We start from the raw sequence: 20,283 nt of genomic DNA, 5'->3' as shown, positions 1-20,283 counted from the left end.
CTTATCTTACGAATATATAAGCTGTATAGCCTGCGTAGACCGCAAGCATGAGAGCTCCGTGACGGCGGAGCATTTTCTTTTTAGGCATACACAGCAGCAGTACCATTATTGTCATTGCGATGAGGACTGCCGTGTCTATGGAGTTCTGCATGGTGAACGCCATCGGTGAGATGGTGGCTGCAATTCCCAGCACGAACAGTATATTGAATATATTGGAGCCCACAACATTGCCCAGCGCCATGTCTATCTCGCCCTTTCTTGCGGCGACCACAGAGGTCACAAGCTCGGGGAGACTGGTTCCCAGCGCTACGACGGTCATGCCGATGATGTTGTCGGAGATGCCAAAGGAACGGGCTATATCCGAAGCTCCTTCAACTACCATCTTTCCGCCTGCGGCTATGGCAGCGCCGCCGCCCACTATGCACAGCAGACATTTCCACACGGGCATTATCTTGTATTCGTCCTCCTCCGCAGCTCCACCCGAAGCACGGGCTTTCTTTGCTGAGCTTATCATCATATACAGGAAAACCGCAAAAAGTGCGAGGAGAATGATACCGCCCCAGCGCTGAACTATCCCCGTAAAGGCACCGAGCACAAGGAGCACTGCTGCCGCAAGCACCGAGAAAGGGATGTCCTTTTTAAGTGTGTCTTTGCTGACTGCCATGGGACACAGCACCGCACAGACTCCGCAGACCACCATGAGGTTGAAAATGTTTGAGCCCACGGCATTGCTTATGGCGAGGTCGTTCTTGCCCAGCAGCGAAGCACTAACGCTGACCGAGGTCTCGGGCAGGCTTGTACCCATTGCAACTATGGTCATTCCGATTATGAGTGAGGGCACCTTCAGCCGCTTTGCAACAGCCGAGCTTCCGTCAACAAAGAAATCGGCACCCTTGATAAGCAGGACAAAGCCCACTATCAGAAGTAAATATTTTACCATTATCTTTTCGATCCGTCCTTTTTAAGTTCTTTTGAACCTTTTATAAGTTCTCTTGTCTTATTCGCTTATATTATTATATCACATTTCCCTCGGTTTTGCAATACCCTCTGACAGTCTTACCAAAAAATTAACATATATTTGACAAATCAGCGCATTTTCTCCTAAAAATGATATTTGACGTAAAAATATCAATTTTTGCCTTGAATTACATCTCCGTTTGTGCTATAATTCGATTTAGTGCGTTTTTTCCTATTTAATAGGGAAGCAAATATTGCGGCACTGCCGCATTTTTCGGAGGTATATATGACAGCAGCACAGATCTTTGCCATCGTTATCTTCGTCGGGATGTTCATTATGATAGTCCTTGACAAGATCGAAAGGCACTATGTCACCCTCGGCAGCGGTCTCCTGACCCTGATCGTGGTATTCGGTATTTGTATGCGCAGCGGAAGCGCTGTTATGGACACCCTCGCCCTCAAGGGCTTTATTACCAAGGACTTCTGGTATCAGGTCACCGAGAGCGAAAGCAAGGGCATCAACTGGGCGACTATCATCTTCATCGCAGGCATGATGGTAATGGTGGAAGGCATGGCTAAGGCTGGCTTCTTCCGCTGGCTATGTATGAAGATAGCCTACCTTGTAAAATGTAAGACCGTACCCATATTCATTACATTCATGGTAATGTCCGCGGTACTTTCAATGTTCATCGACAGTATCACCGTTATCATGTTTTTGGCAGCTGTGACCATTGAGCTGGCTTCACTGCTGAAGTTCAATCCCGTCCCCATGATACTCTCGGAGATATTCTGCGCCAACCTCGGCGGCTCAGCCACCATGTGCGGAGACCCCCCGAACATCATCATCGGCACATCGCTGGGCTTCTCATTCTTCGACTTCCTTACAAATACAGGCCTCTGTGCCGCTATCTCGCTTATAGTATCCGTAGTGTTCCTCTACTTCGCCTTCCGCAAGGAGATCGCAGGCGGCAAGGGCGAGCCCGTGGATATGAGCAAGTTCCCCAAGCCCTCTGAGGCTATCACCAACAAGAAGGACTTCATCATCAGCAGCGTCATCTTCGCTCTGGCTGTCCTCCTCCTCATCACTCACGCTACAACTCACCTCACCGTTGCTACGATAGGTCTGTTTATTGCAGCCATTACCCTTATCGCCTTCGGCAGGCACGCTCTTGAGCTCATAAGGAAGGTGGACTACAAGACCCTGCTGTTCTTCGTGGGACTCTTTATCGTGGTAAGCGGTCTCGAGGAGACAGGCATACTCAAGCTCATCGCAAACTTCATCGGCGATATCAGCGGCGGCAACGTAATGCTCATGATAGCCATTATCCTCTGGATATCCGCTATCGCCAGCGCCTTCGTGGACAATATCCCCTTTGCGGCTACTATGGTGCCGATCATCCAGAGCCTTGCAGAGACCTCGGGCGTTCCCATCTCAACTCTGGCATGGGCACTGGCTATGGGTACCGACATCGGCGGAAGCGCTACTCCCATCGGAGCCTCCGCAAACGTTGTGGGCACTTCCGTTGCTCAGAAAAACGGCTATCCCATCGGCTGGGGCAGATACTGCAAGAAGATCGCTCCCGCAACGGTCATCGTACTGGCTATATCCACCGTTTATCTCTTTGTAAGGTACCTTTGATATACGATAAAGCGTTGATTTTTTAGTAAAAATGTGATACAATATATTTCAGATATATATTGTAAAAGGAGGATCACTTATGCCACAGGTCATCATCTCAGTAGGTCGTGAATTCGGAAGCGGCGGCAAGGCAATTGCCGAGCAGCTGGCAAAGCGCTTCAATATCCCGATATACGACCGTCACCTCATTACAGAGATCGCAGACAAAACAGGTCTCACTCCCGAGGAGATAGAGAAATACAACGAAAAGCCCAAGAACCACCTTCTCTCGCGCAGAGTAAACGGTTACAGCAACTCCATTGAGGACAACATCGCCGAGATGCAGTTCAGCTTCCTGAGAGAAAAGGCGGCAAGCGGTGAGTCCTTCGTAGTCGTAGGACGCTGCTCGGAGACAAAGCTCCGCGACTTCAAGTGTCTTGTGTCACTGTTTGTGCTGGGCGATATGAGCGAGAAGATCAAGCGCGTCATGAACGTGTACGACCTCTCAGAGGACAAGGCAAAGGCTTTCATCGACAAAAAGGACCGCAAGAGAAAGCGCTATCATAACTATCACTGCGAGGGTCACTGGGGCGACTCCAGACTCTATGACCTGAGCATAAACAGCTCCCGTCTGGGACTTGACAAGACAGTAGACCTGCTTGAGGAGTACATAAAGTCCAGAATGGGCGAATAAGCTCACAGCTAAGAAACACAAGCCATAGTATTTCCGATAGAAGGAGGTACTATGGCTTTTTTGTAAATCATAATTTAGCGGAGCAAAATTATGATTTGAGCCCTTAGCCGTTAGCTAATGTAGGGGACGCCGCCCTCGGCGTCCCGTTGGGCGTGTAATAAATTTCGCGGGACGCCGAGAGCGGCGTCCCCTACAAATATAAATTCCGATTTATCTCATCTTTCAAATAATAAAACGCCCCGAAGCAATACGCCTCGGGGCTGTTTTTATTTATTCCGCACTGGGTACGAGAGACTCTCTTGTGTGAAGGAGATATTCCTGAATGAACAGTGCGTCGTTTGAGGTGAGACCCTTTGTGGACAGATCTACATCGCCCAGCTCTCTGCCGCGCTCTGTCAGATGATACTTGTCTGAACCGCCCTCACCGTACTTGTCGGGATTTGCAAGTGCCTGCATGATGAGGATAGCGTCTGCAAGCTCTACTGTTCCGTCATCGTTGGTGTCGCCCCATAAGTTTTCAAGTGCGCCGCCCATAAGGAAGTTCACCTTGCAGTCACCTATCTCATAGGGCTGGTCAACGCCTGACTCTGTTGCAGCGTTCCATGTATTGGACCACCATACCTGAACCTCGCAGTTCTTGACTGCGTCGGGCATTTCCTTGAGGTCTACCACTACTGTAAGATTTCCGTCAGCGTCCGCATTGCCCTTCCACTCAATGTTCTGCCAGTCGTCTGCGTTTGTGCCGAAGCCTACTCCGCCGCCGATGGAAGCGCCTGCTGCGCCCTTGATGTTGATCTCAAGCTCCTTGCCAACTGCATTCTCAGGAGTTTCGGGAACCTTGACGTTCTTCTTCTGTATCTCGAACTTGTATGCAGTTGTGGTAGTTGTCACATTGGGGTCGCTGGTAGTTGTAGTAGTTGTAGTTGTCTTTGAGGGATCGGGAGGTGTGATGCCCTCGCGGTTGTAGAGGTCTGCGGGGAGCTCATCGAGAGTTACGCAGTAATCGCTCTGATACATAGCGATAGTGTCTTCCTTGGTGTTGAATGTGGGATTTGAAAGGAAGTCGGTGGTATCGCTTCCGCCGTCATACCATGTACAGAAGTACAGCCATGCTGCGCCCTCCTCCTGCATCTTGTCGGGAGTTGAGAAGCAGTCGTTCTCGGCAAGTGATATCATCTTTGCGCTGTCGTACTTTTCCATGAGTCCGTAGAATGTGGATGCGAAAGGACTGTCGTTGTGGTAGTACCTTGCGCTTCCTGTGGACCAGTCTGTACAGCTGTACTTATCGTAGCCGATGATGTCTACATAAGCATCGCCGGGATACCAGTTCTTGGATGTGTCGAAGTTATAGCTGTTCCACTCCCAGATAAGGTTGTGGCAGCCGAACTCGCTTGTGAGCGTCTCATAGGTGTATATCCAGAGCTTCTTATAGGCTGCGGAGCCTTCTCTGCCCCACCAGAACCATGAGCCTGTCTCACCGCCGCCGCCTTCTGCCTCGTGGAGAGGTCTCCAGATAACGGGTACTCCCTCAGCCTCCAGCTTCTTGAACTCAGCTGCGAGAGTTTTCAGAGCTGCGTGGTAGTACTCATTCTCCTTGGTGCCTTCAGTTGCAGCCTTAGAGGGCGAAAAATCTGTGTCCTTGGCGGTATATGTGGTATTTGACCAGTCGATGCGCGAGCCGATCTTAAAGTTTTCAAAATCCTTGGGTACATTCAGATGGAAAGAAGCGGTAGCGATACCGTTCTTGTTCTTTACCCAGTCGAGGACTCTCTTTGTGGAGCCGTCGTCGCTGCCGAATGCAGGACAGCAGAAGTTTCCGTAGTCAAAACCTCTGATAGCAGGATAGTGACCTGTGGTATCCTTCAGGTACTCGAACTCGGTCTCAAGTCCGTGAGGACCGCCGCTGTATATCTCCTGCTGACCCGAGATTATCTGCTTGCCGTAAACATCGGCAAGGTAAGCCATAAGGCTCTGGGTCTCAACAGTAGCCAGCTGGTCGCAGGGCTTGGTCTGCTTTGCCTCTATCTTGGCTGCGGACATGGACTCTACTGTAAGGTAGTCGAACTGTGACCATCCCCATGACTTCTCTATGGTCACTGTGTTGTCGCCTGCCTTCAGCATGATTGCGGGAACTGCTATGGCGGTGTACTCGGTTCCCTGAGGGATTCCGATAGCGCCCTGTGAAGTGCCGTTTACGCTCAGGTTCTGCTGCTTGTCGCTGCCGATACCGAACGCATAGAATGTGAGCTTGTAGGAGCCTGACTGCTCGACAGTTACTGTCAGCTCGATGGTGCCGCTCTCAGTCATTTTCAGTACGGAGCCGCCGCTGGCAGATGCGTCCTTTTCAACGGTAACATCGCCTGTGATCTTGGCGTCCTCGAACTCGAACTTCAGCGGTTCGTCCGCTGCTGTAACTGTGGCTGCACTGTATACGGCGCCGTTAAGTGCCATAGCTGCCGACATCAGTGCTGCTCCTGCCTTCCTCAGTAAATTGTTTCTCATGTTAATATCCTCCATTAAACAAAAATATCTGTACTTTAATTATAGCGCTTGGTTTAGCTAAAATCAAGAAGTGTTACAAAAAGTTTTCATTTGTGCATAAAAATTCGTATGTACGCACAATCATAACGGCTTCTCATTTGGCAAATAGCTCAAAACCAGCTTAAAATCTGCTTAAATCATTATTTGAATAAACTCTGAACTTTGTGTCCGATGTATTGACATTATTGCCAAAAAGGTATATAATTTCAGTAGAGTTTCGTTAACTTTGTTCATGGAGCGTGAGAAAATGACCGAATACCTGACCAACTATATGAAATATGTTCAGGAAAGACTGGAAAAATGCACGGACTCCGCCGAGCTCGACGAGATAATGGCTGAACACCTTGACAAGATAGCCTTCATGCAGCACGAAAGGATAGTCCATTTTCTGGTGACTATGCTGTTTGCGCTTATCCTGACAGTGTTCATCGCCGTTCTGGTCTTTACCACCAATATCCCCGTACTCATTCTTGTTACCATGATACTGGTACTGCTTATGTTCTACATCAAGCACTACTACTTCCTTGAGAATACCGTGCAGAAGATGTACCGCGTATATGACGGGATACTGGAAAAGAAGAAAACACTGAAGGAGTCCCGCTGATGACTAAAAAAGAAATAGCAAGCCTTGCAGTCAGTGAGCTGGAAAAGCTCTACCCTGACGCTGTCTGTACCCTCGATTACGAAAAGCCGTATGAGCTCCTGTTCGCCACGAGGCTGGCGGCTCAGTGTACCGACGCAAGAGTGAATATAGTCACAAAGACTCTTTTCGCAAAATATCCCACCCTCGAAGCATTCGCTGAGGCTGACCTTGCCAAGCTTGAGCAGGACGTCAAGCCCTGCGGCTTTTACCGCAACAAAGCCAAGAGCCTAAAGGAGATGGCAGGTCAGCTCATCAATGACTTCGGCGGAGTTGTCCCCGATACCATGGAGGAGCTCCTCTCCCTGTCAGGCGTGGGCAGAAAGACCGCAAACCTCATTCTCGGCGACGTCTACGGCAAGCCCGCCATGGTCACCGATACCCACTGCATACGCATCACGGGAAGGCTGGGACTTACCAAAAACAAGGAGCCTGCCAAGGTGGAAAAGGACCTTGTGAAGCTCATTCCCCCCGAGGTCTCCTCGGATTTCTGCCACAGGACCGTGGAATTCGGCAGGGATATCTGCACGGCAAGAAAGCCGAAATGCGGAGAATGTCCCCTGAATTACTTTTGCAAATTCTATCAGTCAGCCAATAAATAACATTGTTCTTGCTTCCCGTCACTGCGGCGGGAATACGAAAGGATCGATATAAATGGTTTTTAACTTCAAGCTCAGCACTCCCGCTGAGGGACTTGTGGATATAACACGGGAGGTCAGTGAAGCCGTCAAGGAAAGCGGTGTTCTCGAGGGCATATGTATCATATTCTGCCCCCACACCACTGCGGCTATCACTATAAACGAGAACGCCGACCCCGACGTGAAGACCGACTTCATCAAGGGCATGGATAAGTTTTTCCCCGACCTGCAAAGCTTCAGACACGCCGAGGGCAACTCACACGCTCACATAAAATCCTCTGCCGTAGGCGCCAGCGAGACCGTCATAATCACAGGCGGAAAGCTCCTCCTCGGCACATGGCAGGATATCTACTTCTGCGAATTTGACGGTCCCAGAACAAGAAAATTCTACGTTAAGGTCATGGGAGACTTATAATATGGATAATATCGAAAAACTGGCGGATATAGTCAGAAATTCTCACAGTATAGTATTCTTCGGCGGCGCAGGAGTCTCCACGGAAAGCGGCATCCCCGACTTCCGAAGCGTTGACGGTCTCTACAGTCAGCAGTGGGACTATCCACCCGAGACTATCCTCAGCCACACCTTCTTCATGGAAAAGACCGAGGAGTTCTACCGCTTTTACAGGGCAAAAATGCTCTGTCTGGACGCAAAGCCCAATGCCGCTCATCTGAAGCTGGCTCAGCTTGAAGCCGAGGGTAAGCTCTCCGCAGTAGTGACCCAGAACATCGACGGGCTACATCAGGCGGCAGGCAGCAAAACGGTCTATGAGCTCCACGGAAGCGTACTCCGCAACTACTGCACCAAGTGCGGAAAGTTCCACGATGTGCAGTATATCGTGAACTCTCAGGGTGTTCCCAAGTGCGAGTGCGGCGGTATCGTCAAGCCCGATGTGGTGCTTTATGAGGAGGCTCTCGACGACAGCACCGTAAGCGGAGCTGTTAACGCCATTGCCTCTGCCGATACCCTCATTATCGGCGGCACCTCCCTCAACGTTTACCCTGCGGCAGGTCTTATCCGCTATTTCAAAGGAAAAGACCTTGTCATCATAAATATGGCGCCTACCCCCATGGACAGGAACGCCGACCTTCTCATCTGCGACAGGATAGGAGAAGTTTTTTCACGGATCTAGGAGGCTATGCCATGAAACGACTGACATCAGCCGCTTTATCAACCCTCTTAACGGCTGGCTGCGGTGCGGGCGCAAAAGCTCCCCAGACCCCGCAGCCTCCAACCAAACAAAGCTTTACGGACACCGTAAATTCAGATACACCCTCTTGATACTGCCGAAAAGCAGTATCATCTATCGCAAAAGGCTCCGCAGCGCTTACTTCCATGAGCTGTGCAGCAAGCACCTTGTTCCCTATTTTTCATAACGTGATAATATGTAACGCAAAAGCCCGAAGGCTGTCTATGTCAGCTCTCGGGCTTTACGTTTTGTCCGATGTAAACGCACATATTACGGGGAGTAACGCCATCCCTGCAACGTGCAATTCTTTCACGGGCGGCGGAACGCCGCCCCTACTAAGCACTATGCACTAATCACTAACAGCTTATTCACTGCTTATTTTCAAGGGACTTCTTGAAGTCGATGAACTCCTCATAGGTTCCCTGTCTGTCAAGGCAGCCTGTAGGCAGTATCTCGATTATGCGGTTTGCAGTGGTCTGCATTATCTCGTGGTCGTGAGAAGCCAGCAGCACTACGCCCTTGAAGTTGATAAGGCTGTTGTTGACTGCGGTAATGCTCTCAAGGTCAAGGTGGTTTGTAGGACGGTCAAGCACCAGCACATTTGAGCCGAAAAGCATCATGCGTGAGAACATACATCTCACCTTTTCGCCTCCCGAAAGCACGTTTACGGGCTTGTACACGTCGTCCCCCGAGAACAGCATACGTCCGAGGAAGCCGCGGAGATAGGTCTCGGTCTCGTCCTTTACGGAATACTGTCTTATCCAGTCAAGTATGGACAGCTCACAGCCGTTGAAGTATTCGGAGTTGTCAACAGGCATATACGATGTAGTCACGGAAACTCCCCATTTGAAGCTTCCCGAGTCAGGCTGCTCCTCCTCCATAAGTATCTTGAACAGCATGGTGATAGCCTGCTCGCTCTCGCCCACAAAGGCTACCTTGTCGTTCCTGCCGAGAGTGAAGCTTACGTTATCAAGGAGCTTAACTCCGTCAACTGTCTTGGTGAGTCCCTCTACCTGAAGTATGTCCTTGCCCAGTTCTCTGTCCATGTCGAAGCCGATGAACGGGTATCTTCTGCTTGATGCAGGAAGCTCCTCAACGGTCAGCTTCTCGATGAGCTTGCGGCGCGATGTTGCCTGATTGGACTTGGATTTGTTTGCCGAGAACCTTGCGATGAAGTCCTTCAGCTCCTTTATCTTTTCCTCGTTCTTCTTGTTCTGCTGCTTTATCATGCGCTGTATGAGCTGGCTGGACTCGTACCAGAACTCATAGTTGCCCACATACATCTTTATCTTGTTGTAGTCGATATCAACGATGTGGGTGCAGACGTTGTTGAGGAAGTGACGGTCATGGGATACTACGATCACCGTACCGAAGTACTCCGAAAGGAACTCCTCCAGCCAGCGTACCGCGTCGATATCAAGGTGGTTGGTAGGCTCGTCAAGAAGGATAATATCGGGGTTGCCGAAAAGCGCCTGTGCCAGCAGCACCTTTACCTTCTCGTTACCGGAAAGTGTGGACATCTGGGAATAGAGGATATCCTCGGAAAGTCCCAGTCCCTGAATGAGCTTTGAGGCGTCGGACTCCGCCTCCCAGCCGTTGAGCTCGGCAAATTCACCCTCCAGCTCGGAAGCCTTAACGCCGTCCTCCTCGGAGAAATCCTCCTTGGCATAGAGGGCATCCTTTTCCTGCATTATCTCGTAAAGACGGGCGTTGCCCATAATTACGGTGTCGAGGACAGTGTACTCGTCGTATGCGAAGTGGTCCTGCTTGAGAACACTGAGGCGCTCCTCCTTGGGCATTACCACCTCACCCGAGGCAGGCTCAAGGTCTCCGCAGAGGACGCGGAGAAATGTGGACTTGCCTGCGCCGTTTGCGCCGATGACACCATAGCAGTTGCCGTTTGTGAATTTAAGGTTTACGTTTTTGAAAAGCGTCGAGCCGCCGAACTGGACGCTGACATTGCTGACTGTTATCATAGTACCTCCGTAAGTTCTGATAAGACAGAAATAAAGCCCTCCCGCTCGGAGAGGGCTTTAGTGCTTTATCTTTGATTAATACATACCGCCTGCGGGCATTGCGGGTGCTGCGGGAGCATCCTCCTTGATGTCTGCTACAAGGCTCTCTGTGGTCAGTACCATAGATGCAACGGAAGCAGCGTTCTGGAGTGCGCTTCTTGTTACCTTGGTAGGATCAACGATTCCTGCGGGGATCATGTCTGTGTATACCTCGTTGTATGCGTCGAAGCCGTAGCCTACCTTGCGTGAACGAACGATCTTGTCAACGATAACGCTGCCCTCAAGACCTGCGTTCTCAGCGATCTGACGAACAGGAGCCTCAAGTGCCTTGAGGATTATCTTTGCACCTGTCTTCTCGTCGCCCTCAAGTGTGGGGATGAGCTTGTTTACTGCGGGCATAGCGTTTACGAATGCTGTACCGCCGCCTGCTACGATACCCTCCTCAACAGCTGCCTTTGTAGCTGCAAGAGCATCCTCGATACGGAGCTTCTTTTCCTTCATCTCGATCTCAGTAGCTGCGCCGACCTTGATAACTGCAACGCCGCCTGCAAGCTTTGCAAGTCTCTCCTGAAGCTTCTCACGGTCGAAGTCAGATGTTGTGTTCTCGATAGCGTTTCTGATCTGGGAAACTCTTGACTGGATAGCCTTCTTGTCGCCTGCACCGTCAACGATGATGGTGTTCTCCTTCTGGATAACAACCTGCTTAGCCTGACCGAGCTGGTCGATAGTGGTCTCTGAAAGCTCAAGACCAAGCTCTGAAGAAATAACCTCGCCGCCTGTGAGAACAGCGATATCCTTCAGCATCTCCTTACGTCTGTCGCCGAAGCCGGGAGCCTTTACTGCTGCAACCTTGAATGTGCCGCGGAGGTTGTTGAGAATGATAGTTGTAAGAGCCTCGCCCTCAACGTCCTCAGCTATGATAACGAGCTTCTTGCCCATCTTCACGATCTGCTCGAGAAGGGGAAGGATCTCCTGAATTGAAGATATCTTCTTATCTGTGATAAGAACGAAAGCGTCATCATAAACAGCTTCCATCTTGTCTGTATCTGTAACCATGTAGGGTGAGATGTAGCCTCTGTCGAACTGCATACCCTCTACTACCTCGCTGTAGGTCTCGGCAGTCTTGCTCTCCTCGATGGTGATAACGCCGTCAGCAGTTACCTTCTCCATAGCCTCTGCAATGAGCTTGCCCACGTTCTCGTCAGCTGATGAAACTGTACCTACTCTTGCGATGTCATCGCTGCCCTGAACAGCCTTTGAGTTGTCAACGATAGCCTTTACAGCAGCGTCAACAGCCTTTGCGATACCCTTCTTGAGTACCATGGGGTTAGCACCTGCTGCGATGTTCTTCATACCCTCGCGAACGATGGTCTGTGCGAGAAGTGTAGCTGTTGTTGTACCGTCACCTGCTGCATCGTTGGTCTTTGTAGCAACTTCCTTGACCAGCTGAGCGCCCATGTTCTCGAAAGCGTCCTCAAGCTCGATGTCCTTGGCGATAGTAACACCGTCGTTTGTGATAAGGGGAGCGCCGAACTTCTTGTCAAGAACTACGTTCCTGCCCTTGGGTCCCATTGTTATTCTTACTGTGTCGGCAAGCTTGTCGATACCTGCCTGAAGTGACTTTCTTGCGTCTTCGCCGTACTTTATATCCTTAGCCATGATAAATTACTCCTTTATTTCAATTCATAATTCATAATTCATAATGCATAATTAATTGTGTCTGCTTATCAGCAGCCATATTCTGATCATCGGCTTCAGCCGATACTGCCATTATGAATTATGCATTCATAATTATGCATTATTTTACTGTTGCGAGGATGTCTTCCATCTTTACGATGATGTATTCCTCTCCCTCAAGCTTTACGTTTGTTCCCGAATACTTGGAGATGAGCACCTTGTCGCCCTTCTTTACCTCCATCTTTATGTCAGAAGTACCGGGTCCAACTTCAACGACCTCAGCTACCTCAGGCTTTTCCTTTGCCGATCCTGAGAGAATGATACCGCTCTTGGTAGTCTCCTCAGCCTCGACCATTTTTACTACAACTCTGTCCTGTAAAGGTTTGATAGTCATGATATATACCTCCTGATAATTAATTAGCAAGTTCATATTAGCACTCTTTCTCTCTGAGTGCTAATTATATTTTACCACCTTTTTACAATAAATCAAGCCTTTTCAGCAAGCTTTCACAATTTTTGGCACTGTGTACAAATCTGCGGCTATTTGGTGCAAATTTCTGTGCTGTAAGTCTCTTTTTTGCTGCCGAATTCCAGCATAAGCGCTACTGTCATTATAATGAGCATCACCGACGGTACGGGGCTGACAGAACGTGTGCTCTCCGCCTTTATGCTGCTGACTTCCGTTATCTCCCCCTCCATGAACAGCGGAAGCAGTCCCCGACAGATGATATAACTCAGCACAGCTGCCGCTGCTCTCATTATTATAAAGGGCACCAGCGACAGCTTTCCACGGGTCAGCGCAGCAAGCTGCATGAGTACACATATCCCGCCAAAGGCGGTAAGGCCGCTTATCAGGGGCAGCAGCAGCCAATCGCCGCGGGGAAAACCTGCCACATTGGTCACATCTAAGAACGCGGCGATCGGCGCCTCGGCGGTAATACCGCCGAGGAAGGGGAGCTTCCAAGGAAGCTCCCCTGCTGCTGCCCCGAAAGCTGCCGTGAGAAAATGAGCAGCTACGGAGAAAAACACTATCATGGCGCATATCTCTCCCATCGCCCTGCCGCTGCGAAGGACGCAGTCCGTGAGCATATCTGCCGATACGCTCACACGGCAGGGAGCGTGCTTCGCGGAAGCTGTCCTGCGGAGAAATGGCGCCATGAAAAGCGCAAGTAGCACATTTGCAGACACCGTCGATACCAGTATCAGCAGTCCTGCACAGCGGGAGCCGTAGAGCTGTCCCGAAATGCAGCCGAATATGAATGCAGGTCCTGCGCCGAAGCAAAGCCCCGACAGAAGCTCTGCCCGCCGCTTTGTAATGTGTCCCGAAATATACTCGCTGCACAGCATCTTCACCCCCACGGGATATCCTGCCACCATGCCGAATGTGAAAATGGGGAGCTCTCTCCCCTCCATGCCGAAGATCGCTCTGCCGAGCCGCCCCACACAGCGCGGAACTGCTGTCGTAAGTCCGCTGCTGACTATAAGTGCGGAGGCTGTCATCATAGCAAACAGCGAGGGTATGACTATATCAAGACATCGCCTGACACTGTCCCTGACCGCCGCGGAAGTTCCCGCGTTATCAAATAGACAAAGCAGGAAAAATACTGCCGCAGCCGCTATCCCCACCGCTTCACGGACCTTTGAAGCCGTTTTTCTCATAATCATCACCCCATTAATCATATTATTGGAAGTGAAAAAATATACAGGAGTGACGCTTATGTTTGAATGGCTGTCAGAGCTTGCCCGTGAGAAGCTGTACCTCAACACGGGTATGCACATATCGGGGAACAGCGAGCTTATCATCGACAACTGCCGCAGGATAGAGGAATGCAACGAGGTGTACATGAGATTGGTCTCGGGAGGCCTTACCGTTGACATCAGGGGAAACGGACTGAGAGCCTATGATTTCAGCACAGGCGGACTTGTTATCCGCGGCTGCATCGAGCAGATAGGTCTTACAGAAAGGAGGAGCCGCCGTGAAAATGAAACGACGTCTGAAAATAAACGTCAAGGGGAAAAAACTGTATAAGTTCATCAATGTGCTCCACGACAGCGGTGTAAGCTGTCGGCAGCAATACTGTAAGGGAGATATTTTCCGCGGAGACATACTCCACCGTGACCTGAAAACGGTCTCCGCACTGGCTGAAGAATGCGGTGTGGAGCTGAAAGCTACCGAATACGAAAGTCTCGGGGCGAAGTTTTTCCTCTACCGCAAGCGCCTCGGACTGCTCCTCGGCGCCGCTGCAGCCGCAGCGGCAGTGCTCTGGTCCTCCCAGACCATCGCGGTCATCGACATTCAGGGCAACTCAGCTGTCAGCGACGAGGTCATACTCTCCGCCCTTGATGAGCTTGACGTCAGGGAGGGAGCCTTTCTCCCACTCACCGACCTGCGCTCCTGCGAGAAAAAGCTTCCCTTCCTTGTGGAGGATATCGCGTGGGCAGGCATCCGCCGCAGCGGCAACAGGATAGAGATACAGATACGGGAAGCCGAACCGAAGCCGCCCATGCTCCGAACAAGGATACCTGCAAATATCTTCGCCTGCCGCGACGCCGAGATAACCGAGGTCTGCGTGCGAAGCGGACAGCTCCTCCACATCGTCGGGGACTATGTTCCCAAGGGCACAATGCTGGTCAGTGCCGTCAGGGAATTTGATAACGGCTGCCTTTCCGTCTACCACGCAATGGGAGAGATACGGGGAAAGTACTCCGAGGCTGTCAGATTTTCGGGAGCATTCCGCACAGAGGAGCTTTCCCCGACGGGCAATGTGTCAAAGGAGCGCTATCTGAAGCTGTTCGGGCTGAAGATACCCTTGTTTTTCGGCAAAACCGACTATAAGGTCTCCACAAGCGAGGTAACAAAAAAGCCGCTAATGCTGTTCGGCAGGGAGCTTCCCGTAGGCACTGAGCTGCGCACCGTCACAGAAACTGCTCCAACCCTCAGGGAGTACAATGAGGAAGAACTGCGCGGCAAGCTCATGGAGAGGGTATATCTGTACGAGAAGAACTTTCTCTCCGGGGATACGAAAATACTGAGCCGCGATATCAAGTCCTCCCGGAACAGCGATACCCTGACCCTTGAGGTCACCTATGAGCTTGAGGGAGTTATCTCCGAGGAGAGAGATGTATACATAAAATAATAGTATTTACGGCAAAAAACTATTGACATTGCTGCAAAAGTATGATACTATTGTGCTGACGGCTGAGCCGTTAATATAATCTTATGGAGGTCACATCATGCTAAAAGTCAAGAAACTCATCTGCTCCACCATCGCCGCAGCCGCTGTTTTTTCAGCAGTCGCAGCACCATCGACACTCATCTCATCCAACAGCAGCACACCACTCGTTAACTCCATAAACGCAGAGGCTTCTTCTGCTCTCGGCACTATCGAAGCACTGCAGAACGTCAACATCAGAACAGGCCCCTCTACCGGCTATCAGAAAGTAGGACTTCTCTGCGGAGGCAAGAGAGTCAGCTACTATGATATATGCGGAGACTGGGTCTCCATCAGTCCCACGGGCTGCCGCTGGGTATGCCTGTCCTACGTCAGAAGAGTCTGATCTTTCATACCGAAACATACAGCCACAGAGCAAAAGCCCTGTGGCTGTAAACTTTTTATGAACGATATATGCAATATATTGACAACGGGGATAACAGGGTGTAAAATATGATTAATGAGTATATTTAATATATACAATATTCACATCACAAAGGAGGTCTCGCTATGAAAAAAAGAGAACCAAGACCCACCGATGTTATCCCCGAAAAGATACATAAAAGGCTTCATCTGATATATTTTATCCTCAAATGCGTGATCGCCGCCACTGCCTTTCTGTTATTCTGGGGTACCATTGTGTTCGCATTTGAAAAGATAAGGGGCTACGATATTCCCAAATCCGCCACTGAGGACTCCCCTTTCCTCTTTCACCAGTACTGCGGCACCTTTTTCGTGGAGTTCGACCGTGACAACTCCTTTGCCTCAGACGCGGATTATTCCGCCTATCTGGACAGGATAAACGCTCCTGCGGAGCAAACTGCGGCACAAAAGGCACTGGGCTATCTGGGCATGGTGCCCTTCTTAGTGCTTATCGGCTGTCTGATACTGGCTCTGCGCAGCGGCGACAAAAAGCGCATTTTCTGCGGCAGGGCGTGGCGTTACTTCCTTTTCGGCGGCATATTGTACGCTGTCGGGAACCTGTACACCTATTGCAAAGTCAATATTTTCTCAAAAACCTCGGCTTTTGACGGCATGATCGGCGTTTTCACCGAGCGGCGGCATTATTTCCAGATATATGATGTTCTTGTCCTGCCCTTACTGATGATATGCGGAGCCTTCGTGCTGATAATGTACGAAAAGGTCCGCGAAAAGAAAGACTCCGCCAATACATCAAAGACGCTGAAAGCACTGTCGGCAGTTATCGCCGCCGCAGCCGCAGGCTTTATCCTGTGGAGACTTGGTGTCCGCACCTATGAGCTTATCCGCGTTATGAAGGGTGATGAGTACAGCGTGTGGCTGCCCTTTTCTATCATGGAAGATCCTTTAAGGTATATGTGCAGGCTGCCCTTTGAGGACGCTGTTTCGCCGCAGGCATACAGAAATGTGGTGCTGTTCCGCTATCTTCGCGACCTGCCAGTGTTCGCAATGACAGGCACGGCAGTATGGCAGTTTGTAAAAATGCTGCTCAACACCGCAAAGGGAGAGTTCAACACAAAGCGCAACAGGAAGCTTCTCCGCAATACCATGCTGCTGCTCATCGGTGCTTCACTTATCCTCAACATCGCAGGACTTTTTGAGACGGGACTTTTCAACAGGAGCTTCACCGGCATTTTCGGCAATACCACCTACACCATGGCACTGCGCGCCAAGACAGAGCCTGCTTTGTTCGCAATGCTGCTCTGGTTCTTCGGCACCTATTTGCAGGCTATCCCCGAGGAGGAGACTGCCGGCTGAAAATACAGTGTTTTTAAAAGTTTTTTAAAGACTTTCGCCGTTTTGCATGATATAATCATCCTATGAGGTGATCTTATGAAGAAATTTCTTAAAGCTCTGCTAAAGGTGCTCAAATGGGCAGGTGTTCTCCTGCTTTCACTGATAATCATCCTGCTGATCGTCCGTTTTTTCGGAAAGCTGCATTATAACAAAACGCCTGACGGCGGTATCAACGAAACAATGTACATAGATGTGAACGGGCAGGAGCAATGGCTCAATATTTACGGCGAGGATATAAACAATCCTGTCCTGCTCTATCTGCACGGCGGACCCGGCTGTTCCACCAGCTTTGCTGACTGGAAAGTGCTCCGCAAGCTCGCCGGGGACTATACCGTTGTAAACTGGGATCAGCGCAATTCGGGACTTACGAGGATACATGATCCGCAGGATACCGAGATCACTCCCGAGCTTATGCGGCAGGATATCGATGCTGTCACGGAATATATCCTTGACTATATGCATAGAGACAGTCTCACCATCATGGGGATGTCGTGGGGAACGAAATACGGTGCCGACCTTGCTGTACGCCATCCCGAAAAGGTGGATTGCCTTATCTGCCTTTCTCTGGCAACGGATGAATACGCGGATAACTATATAGATCAGGCGATCCTTGATTACACCGAGGGAAGGATAGACTTTCGCACGGCGATCGACACCTATGGTTATGAATTGTTCCTGTTCTATGACCCATACAAGGCAACGCAGGATATTGCCCTGCATAAGAAATTCTATGAGGGCAACAAGCTTGCTTGGCTGGAACTGACAGAGAATGACGAGGAATACCGCGCATTGCTGGACAACTACGATCCCCTCGCCTATGTTGAGTATTATCACGACCAGAGTAATAAAGAACTGGAAAAGAAAGCGATAGCAGCAGGCAGGATCGAAGAAAAGCTGGGAAAGCAATACGGCTATGACCTGTTCGGCGGATTGTTCGATGGCGCAGATATCTCTCCCGCCGCTGCAATATTTTTCAATCCATACTATTCCATAAGCGATTGGGCGCGGTTCAGATATTCCGGCTATGATGATGAAACAGGCGATCGTATCCTTTCGGATTTCTCAATGAGCGGGATCACGGAATTTGAAATGCCTTTCTATGTTTTGCAGGGAGACAAAGACAGTCACTGCGGCGCTGACAGGAAATACGTTGAACAGGTGAATGCCCCCGACAAGGCTTTCCGCACGGTCGAAGGCGGTCATGCGGCAACTATGACAAGATCGGAAGAACTTGCCGCATTTATACATGAGATCAGAGAAAAACAGGTCAGATGAACAGAAAGGGCTGCAATTGCAGCCCTTTCAGCGTTTACAAGTGAAAACAGGCTTAAAAATGCTGAATGATTTCTCCACAGTCCGCAGGAATATATATAATCCGACAAAATTTTCCTCCGCGCTCAAAACCTCTTGAAAACCGCTATTTTTAGTAGTATAATAGTAAACGCTGCGTTTATTTACAAGAGAAATCATGAGAAAAAGAGGTTAGAGAAATGGCTGAAAAAGCATTAAAACCAACTGAGGAAAAGCTGAAGCCAAAGCTTTTCTCGGTAATGAAGACCTACACCAAGGAACAGTTCATCAAGGACATCATTGCAGGTATCATCGTTGCTATCATCGCCCTGCCACTCTCAATAGCACTGGCACTTGCGTCGGGAGTGGGTCCCGAGCAGGGTCTGTACACCGCTATAATCGCAGGCTTCATCGTTTCATTCTTAGGCGGAAGCCGTGTGCAGATAGCAGGTCCTACGGCTGCATTCGCCACAACAGTTGCAGGCATAGTCGCCGCAGAGGGCATGGACGGTCTGGCTATATCCGCTATCATGGCAGGCATTATCCTCATCATCATGGGTCTGTGCCGCTTCGGAACTCTCATCAAGTATATCCCCGGAACTATCACCACGGGATTTACCTTCGGTATCGCCGTAACTATCCTCCTCGGACAGATAAAGGACTTCATGGGTCTCACTTTCAAGAACAAGCCCATTGAGACCATCGACAAGGTAAAGGAGATAGTCAACTGCATCGACACCATCAACTGGCAGGCGCTGCTGGTGGGTGTCATATCACTGGCGATACTCATTTTCTGGCCGAAAAAGCTGGAGAAGATACCTGCCTCACTTATCGCTGTTATCGTCGGTTCACTGCTGGTAAAGTTCAGCGGACTTGAGGTTAATACCATTGATTCTCTCTACGATATATCAAATTCTCTCCCCCGTCCCACAGTTCCCGATGTTACCTTCGCAAGGGTAAGGGCACTTCTCCCCAACGCATTCACCATAGCTGTACTGGCGGCTGTTGAGTCTCTGCTGTCCTGCGTTGTTGCCGACGGTATGATAGGCTCAAAGCACCGCTCAAATATGGAGCTGGTGGCACAGGGAGCTGCAAACATCGGCTCAGCATTCTTCGGCGGTATCCCTGCTACGGGAGCTATCGCCCGTACTGCCGCAAACGTTAAGAACGGCGGCCGTACACCTGTTGCAGGCATGGTACACTCAGTAGTCGTACTGGCTACACTGGTGGCACTGATGAAGTATGCAGGCTATATCCCAATGCCCACCATTGCTGCTATCCTCTTTGTGGTAGCTTATAATATGAGCGGCTGGAGAAACATAAGAAACACTGTCAAGACCGCTCCCAAGAGCGATATCGCCGTTCTTTTCGTAACACTGGTGCTGACAGTTATCTTCGACCTTGTTGTGGCTATCGGCGTGGGAATGGTAATGGCTGCACTCCTCTTTATGAAGCGTATGGCTGATGTTACCGAGGCTCACGCATGGGTGGATGTGGACGACGAGGACACCGACCCTGACAACATCCTCCTCAAGAAGATACCCCGGAATACCCGTGTATTCGAGATAAACGGTCCTATGTTCTTTGCTGCGTCGGACAAGTACAAATACGTCCTCAGCGATCAAAACATCGATGTTCTCTGTATAAGAATGAGAAATGTTCCCGCCATCGATGCTACGGGAGTCGAAGCCCTCATGCGTATCGTCAAGCGCTGCGACAGGCATAACGTCAAGGTGGTATTCTCCCACGTCAACGAGCAGCCCATGAAGGCTATGACCAAGGCTGGCTTCGTGGATAAAATAGGCAGGGAGAACTTCTGCGACCATATCGATACAGCTCTCCTCAGAGCAGAGGCTATCGAAAATGAAATAGCCGCAAAGAGAGCTTCATGATAAAAAAGGCGGATATGGGAGTTATCCAATATCCGTCTTTTCTTCACTTTGTCCACTTAATCTGCAAAAAATGAGTTGCTATTGTAAGATATGTATGGTATAATAGACACAGAGAATGGTCCTCAGTGTTCTGTTCTCGAGGGAGC

At 50.1% G+C, this 20,283-nt stretch carries 18 protein-coding genes; 12 read left to right on the top strand and 6 right to left on the bottom strand.

The window, feature by feature from the left end:
• Position 1: 1 nt before the first annotated feature.
• Positions 2–940, bottom strand: a complete 939-nt coding sequence (locus DSZ37_RS12360; protein WP_109727206.1) for a calcium/sodium antiporter — start codon at positions 938–940, stop codon at positions 2–4.
• Positions 941–1,243: 303 nt separating this feature from the next.
• Here DSZ37_RS12360 and DSZ37_RS12355 point away from each other — a divergent pair, with 303 nt between their 5' ends.
• A complete protein-coding gene (locus DSZ37_RS12355) occupies positions 1,244–2,596 on the top strand; it encodes an SLC13 family permease (RefSeq protein ID WP_109727205.1) in 1,353 nt (450 codons plus the stop codon).
• A gap of 79 nt (positions 2,597–2,675) precedes the next feature.
• The gene (locus DSZ37_RS12350) at positions 2,676–3,269 is read left to right on the top strand and encodes an AAA family ATPase (protein ID WP_109727204.1); all 594 of its coding nucleotides are present in this window, start codon (positions 2,676–2,678) and stop codon (positions 3,267–3,269) included.
• A gap of 270 nt (positions 3,270–3,539) precedes the next feature.
• Here DSZ37_RS12350 and DSZ37_RS12345 read toward each other — a convergent pair whose 3' ends face one another.
• Complete coding sequence (locus DSZ37_RS12345; RefSeq protein WP_109727203.1) at positions 3,540–5,771, bottom strand: glycosyl hydrolase; 2,232 nt, start codon at positions 5,769–5,771, stop codon at positions 3,540–3,542.
• A gap of 286 nt (positions 5,772–6,057) precedes the next feature.
• Between DSZ37_RS12345 and DSZ37_RS12340 the strand changes: the two genes are divergently transcribed.
• From DSZ37_RS12340 to DSZ37_RS12325, 4 genes are read left to right on the top strand one after another with little or no spacing between them, the layout of a single operon-like run.
• Positions 6,058–6,414: a hypothetical protein gene (locus DSZ37_RS12340; RefSeq protein ID WP_109727202.1), complete on the top strand. Its 357-nt coding sequence runs from the start codon at positions 6,058–6,060 to the stop codon at positions 6,412–6,414.
• Positions 6,414–7,052 (top strand): endonuclease III, encoded by a 639-nt coding sequence (gene nth, locus DSZ37_RS12335; RefSeq protein ID WP_109727201.1) that lies wholly within the window; start codon positions 6,414–6,416, stop codon positions 7,050–7,052. The genes DSZ37_RS12340 and nth overlap by 1 nt, the downstream gene beginning before the upstream one ends.
• Positions 7,053–7,104: 52 nt before the next feature.
• Positions 7,105–7,503 (top strand): secondary thiamine-phosphate synthase enzyme YjbQ, encoded by a 399-nt coding sequence (locus DSZ37_RS12330; RefSeq protein ID WP_109727200.1) that lies wholly within the window; start codon positions 7,105–7,107, stop codon positions 7,501–7,503.
• Between the two features lies 1 nt (position 7,504).
• Complete coding sequence (locus DSZ37_RS12325; RefSeq protein ID WP_109727199.1) at positions 7,505–8,218, top strand: NAD-dependent protein deacylase; 714 nt, start codon at positions 7,505–7,507, stop codon at positions 8,216–8,218.
• A 425-nt stretch (positions 8,219–8,643) separates the two neighbouring features.
• Here the strand turns inward: DSZ37_RS12325 and DSZ37_RS12315 are convergent, their stop codons facing one another.
• From DSZ37_RS12315 to DSZ37_RS17775, 4 genes are all read right to left on the bottom strand, one after another.
• Positions 8,644–10,251, bottom strand: a complete 1,608-nt coding sequence (locus DSZ37_RS12315; RefSeq protein WP_109727197.1) for an ABC-F family ATP-binding cassette domain-containing protein — start codon at positions 10,249–10,251, stop codon at positions 8,644–8,646.
• Between the two features lie 75 nt (positions 10,252–10,326).
• Positions 10,327–11,949 carry a chaperonin GroEL gene (gene groL / locus DSZ37_RS12310; RefSeq protein ID WP_109727196.1) on the bottom strand — a complete coding sequence of 541 codons (1,623 nt, stop codon included), beginning with the start codon at positions 11,947–11,949 and terminating at the stop codon, positions 10,327–10,329.
• Between the two features lie 139 nt (positions 11,950–12,088).
• Positions 12,089–12,361, bottom strand: coding sequence for a co-chaperone GroES (locus tag DSZ37_RS12305; protein WP_028520786.1), 273 nt, complete (start codon positions 12,359–12,361; stop codon positions 12,089–12,091).
• A 146-nt stretch (positions 12,362–12,507) separates the two neighbouring features.
• Positions 12,508–13,626, bottom strand: coding sequence for a hypothetical protein (locus tag DSZ37_RS17775; protein ID WP_181380311.1), 1,119 nt, complete (start codon positions 13,624–13,626; stop codon positions 12,508–12,510).
• A gap of 58 nt (positions 13,627–13,684) precedes the next feature.
• Between DSZ37_RS17775 and DSZ37_RS17770 the strand changes: the two genes are divergently transcribed.
• The 6 genes from DSZ37_RS17770 to DSZ37_RS12270 all read left to right on the top strand — a co-directional run bounded on the left by DSZ37_RS17770 (position 13,685) and on the right by DSZ37_RS12270 (position 20,137).
• The gene (locus DSZ37_RS17770; protein ID WP_181380310.1) at positions 13,685–13,996 is read left to right on the top strand and encodes a YabP/YqfC family sporulation protein; all 312 of its coding nucleotides are present in this window, start codon (positions 13,685–13,687) and stop codon (positions 13,994–13,996) included.
• A complete protein-coding gene (locus DSZ37_RS12290) occupies positions 13,950–15,104 on the top strand; it encodes a sporulation protein YqfD (protein WP_109727193.1) in 1,155 nt (384 codons plus the stop codon). Before DSZ37_RS17770 ends, DSZ37_RS12290 begins: the two co-directional genes overlap by 47 nt.
• A gap of 97 nt (positions 15,105–15,201) precedes the next feature.
• Positions 15,202–15,525, top strand: coding sequence for an SH3 domain-containing protein (locus tag DSZ37_RS12285; RefSeq protein ID WP_109727192.1), 324 nt, complete (start codon positions 15,202–15,204; stop codon positions 15,523–15,525).
• Between the two features lie 164 nt (positions 15,526–15,689).
• A complete protein-coding gene (locus tag DSZ37_RS12280) occupies positions 15,690–16,916 on the top strand; it encodes a hypothetical protein (protein ID WP_109727191.1) in 1,227 nt (408 codons plus the stop codon).
• A 75-nt stretch (positions 16,917–16,991) separates the two neighbouring features.
• Positions 16,992–18,230, top strand: a complete 1,239-nt coding sequence (locus tag DSZ37_RS12275; protein ID WP_109727190.1) for an alpha/beta fold hydrolase — start codon at positions 16,992–16,994, stop codon at positions 18,228–18,230.
• A 215-nt stretch (positions 18,231–18,445) separates the two neighbouring features.
• On the top strand, positions 18,446–20,137 hold the full coding sequence (locus tag DSZ37_RS12270; protein ID WP_109727189.1) for a SulP family inorganic anion transporter: 1,692 nt from the start codon (positions 18,446–18,448) through the stop codon (positions 20,135–20,137).
• The last annotated feature ends 146 nt before the right edge of the window (positions 20,138–20,283 follow it).

The organism is Ruminococcus flavefaciens, from assembly GCF_900116855.1.
Lineage (GTDB): Bacteria > Bacillota > Clostridia > Oscillospirales > Ruminococcaceae > Ruminococcus > Ruminococcus flavefaciens_R.
The sequence above is the reverse complement of the archived record's forward strand: the minus strand, read 5'-3'. Positions and strand labels throughout refer to the sequence as shown.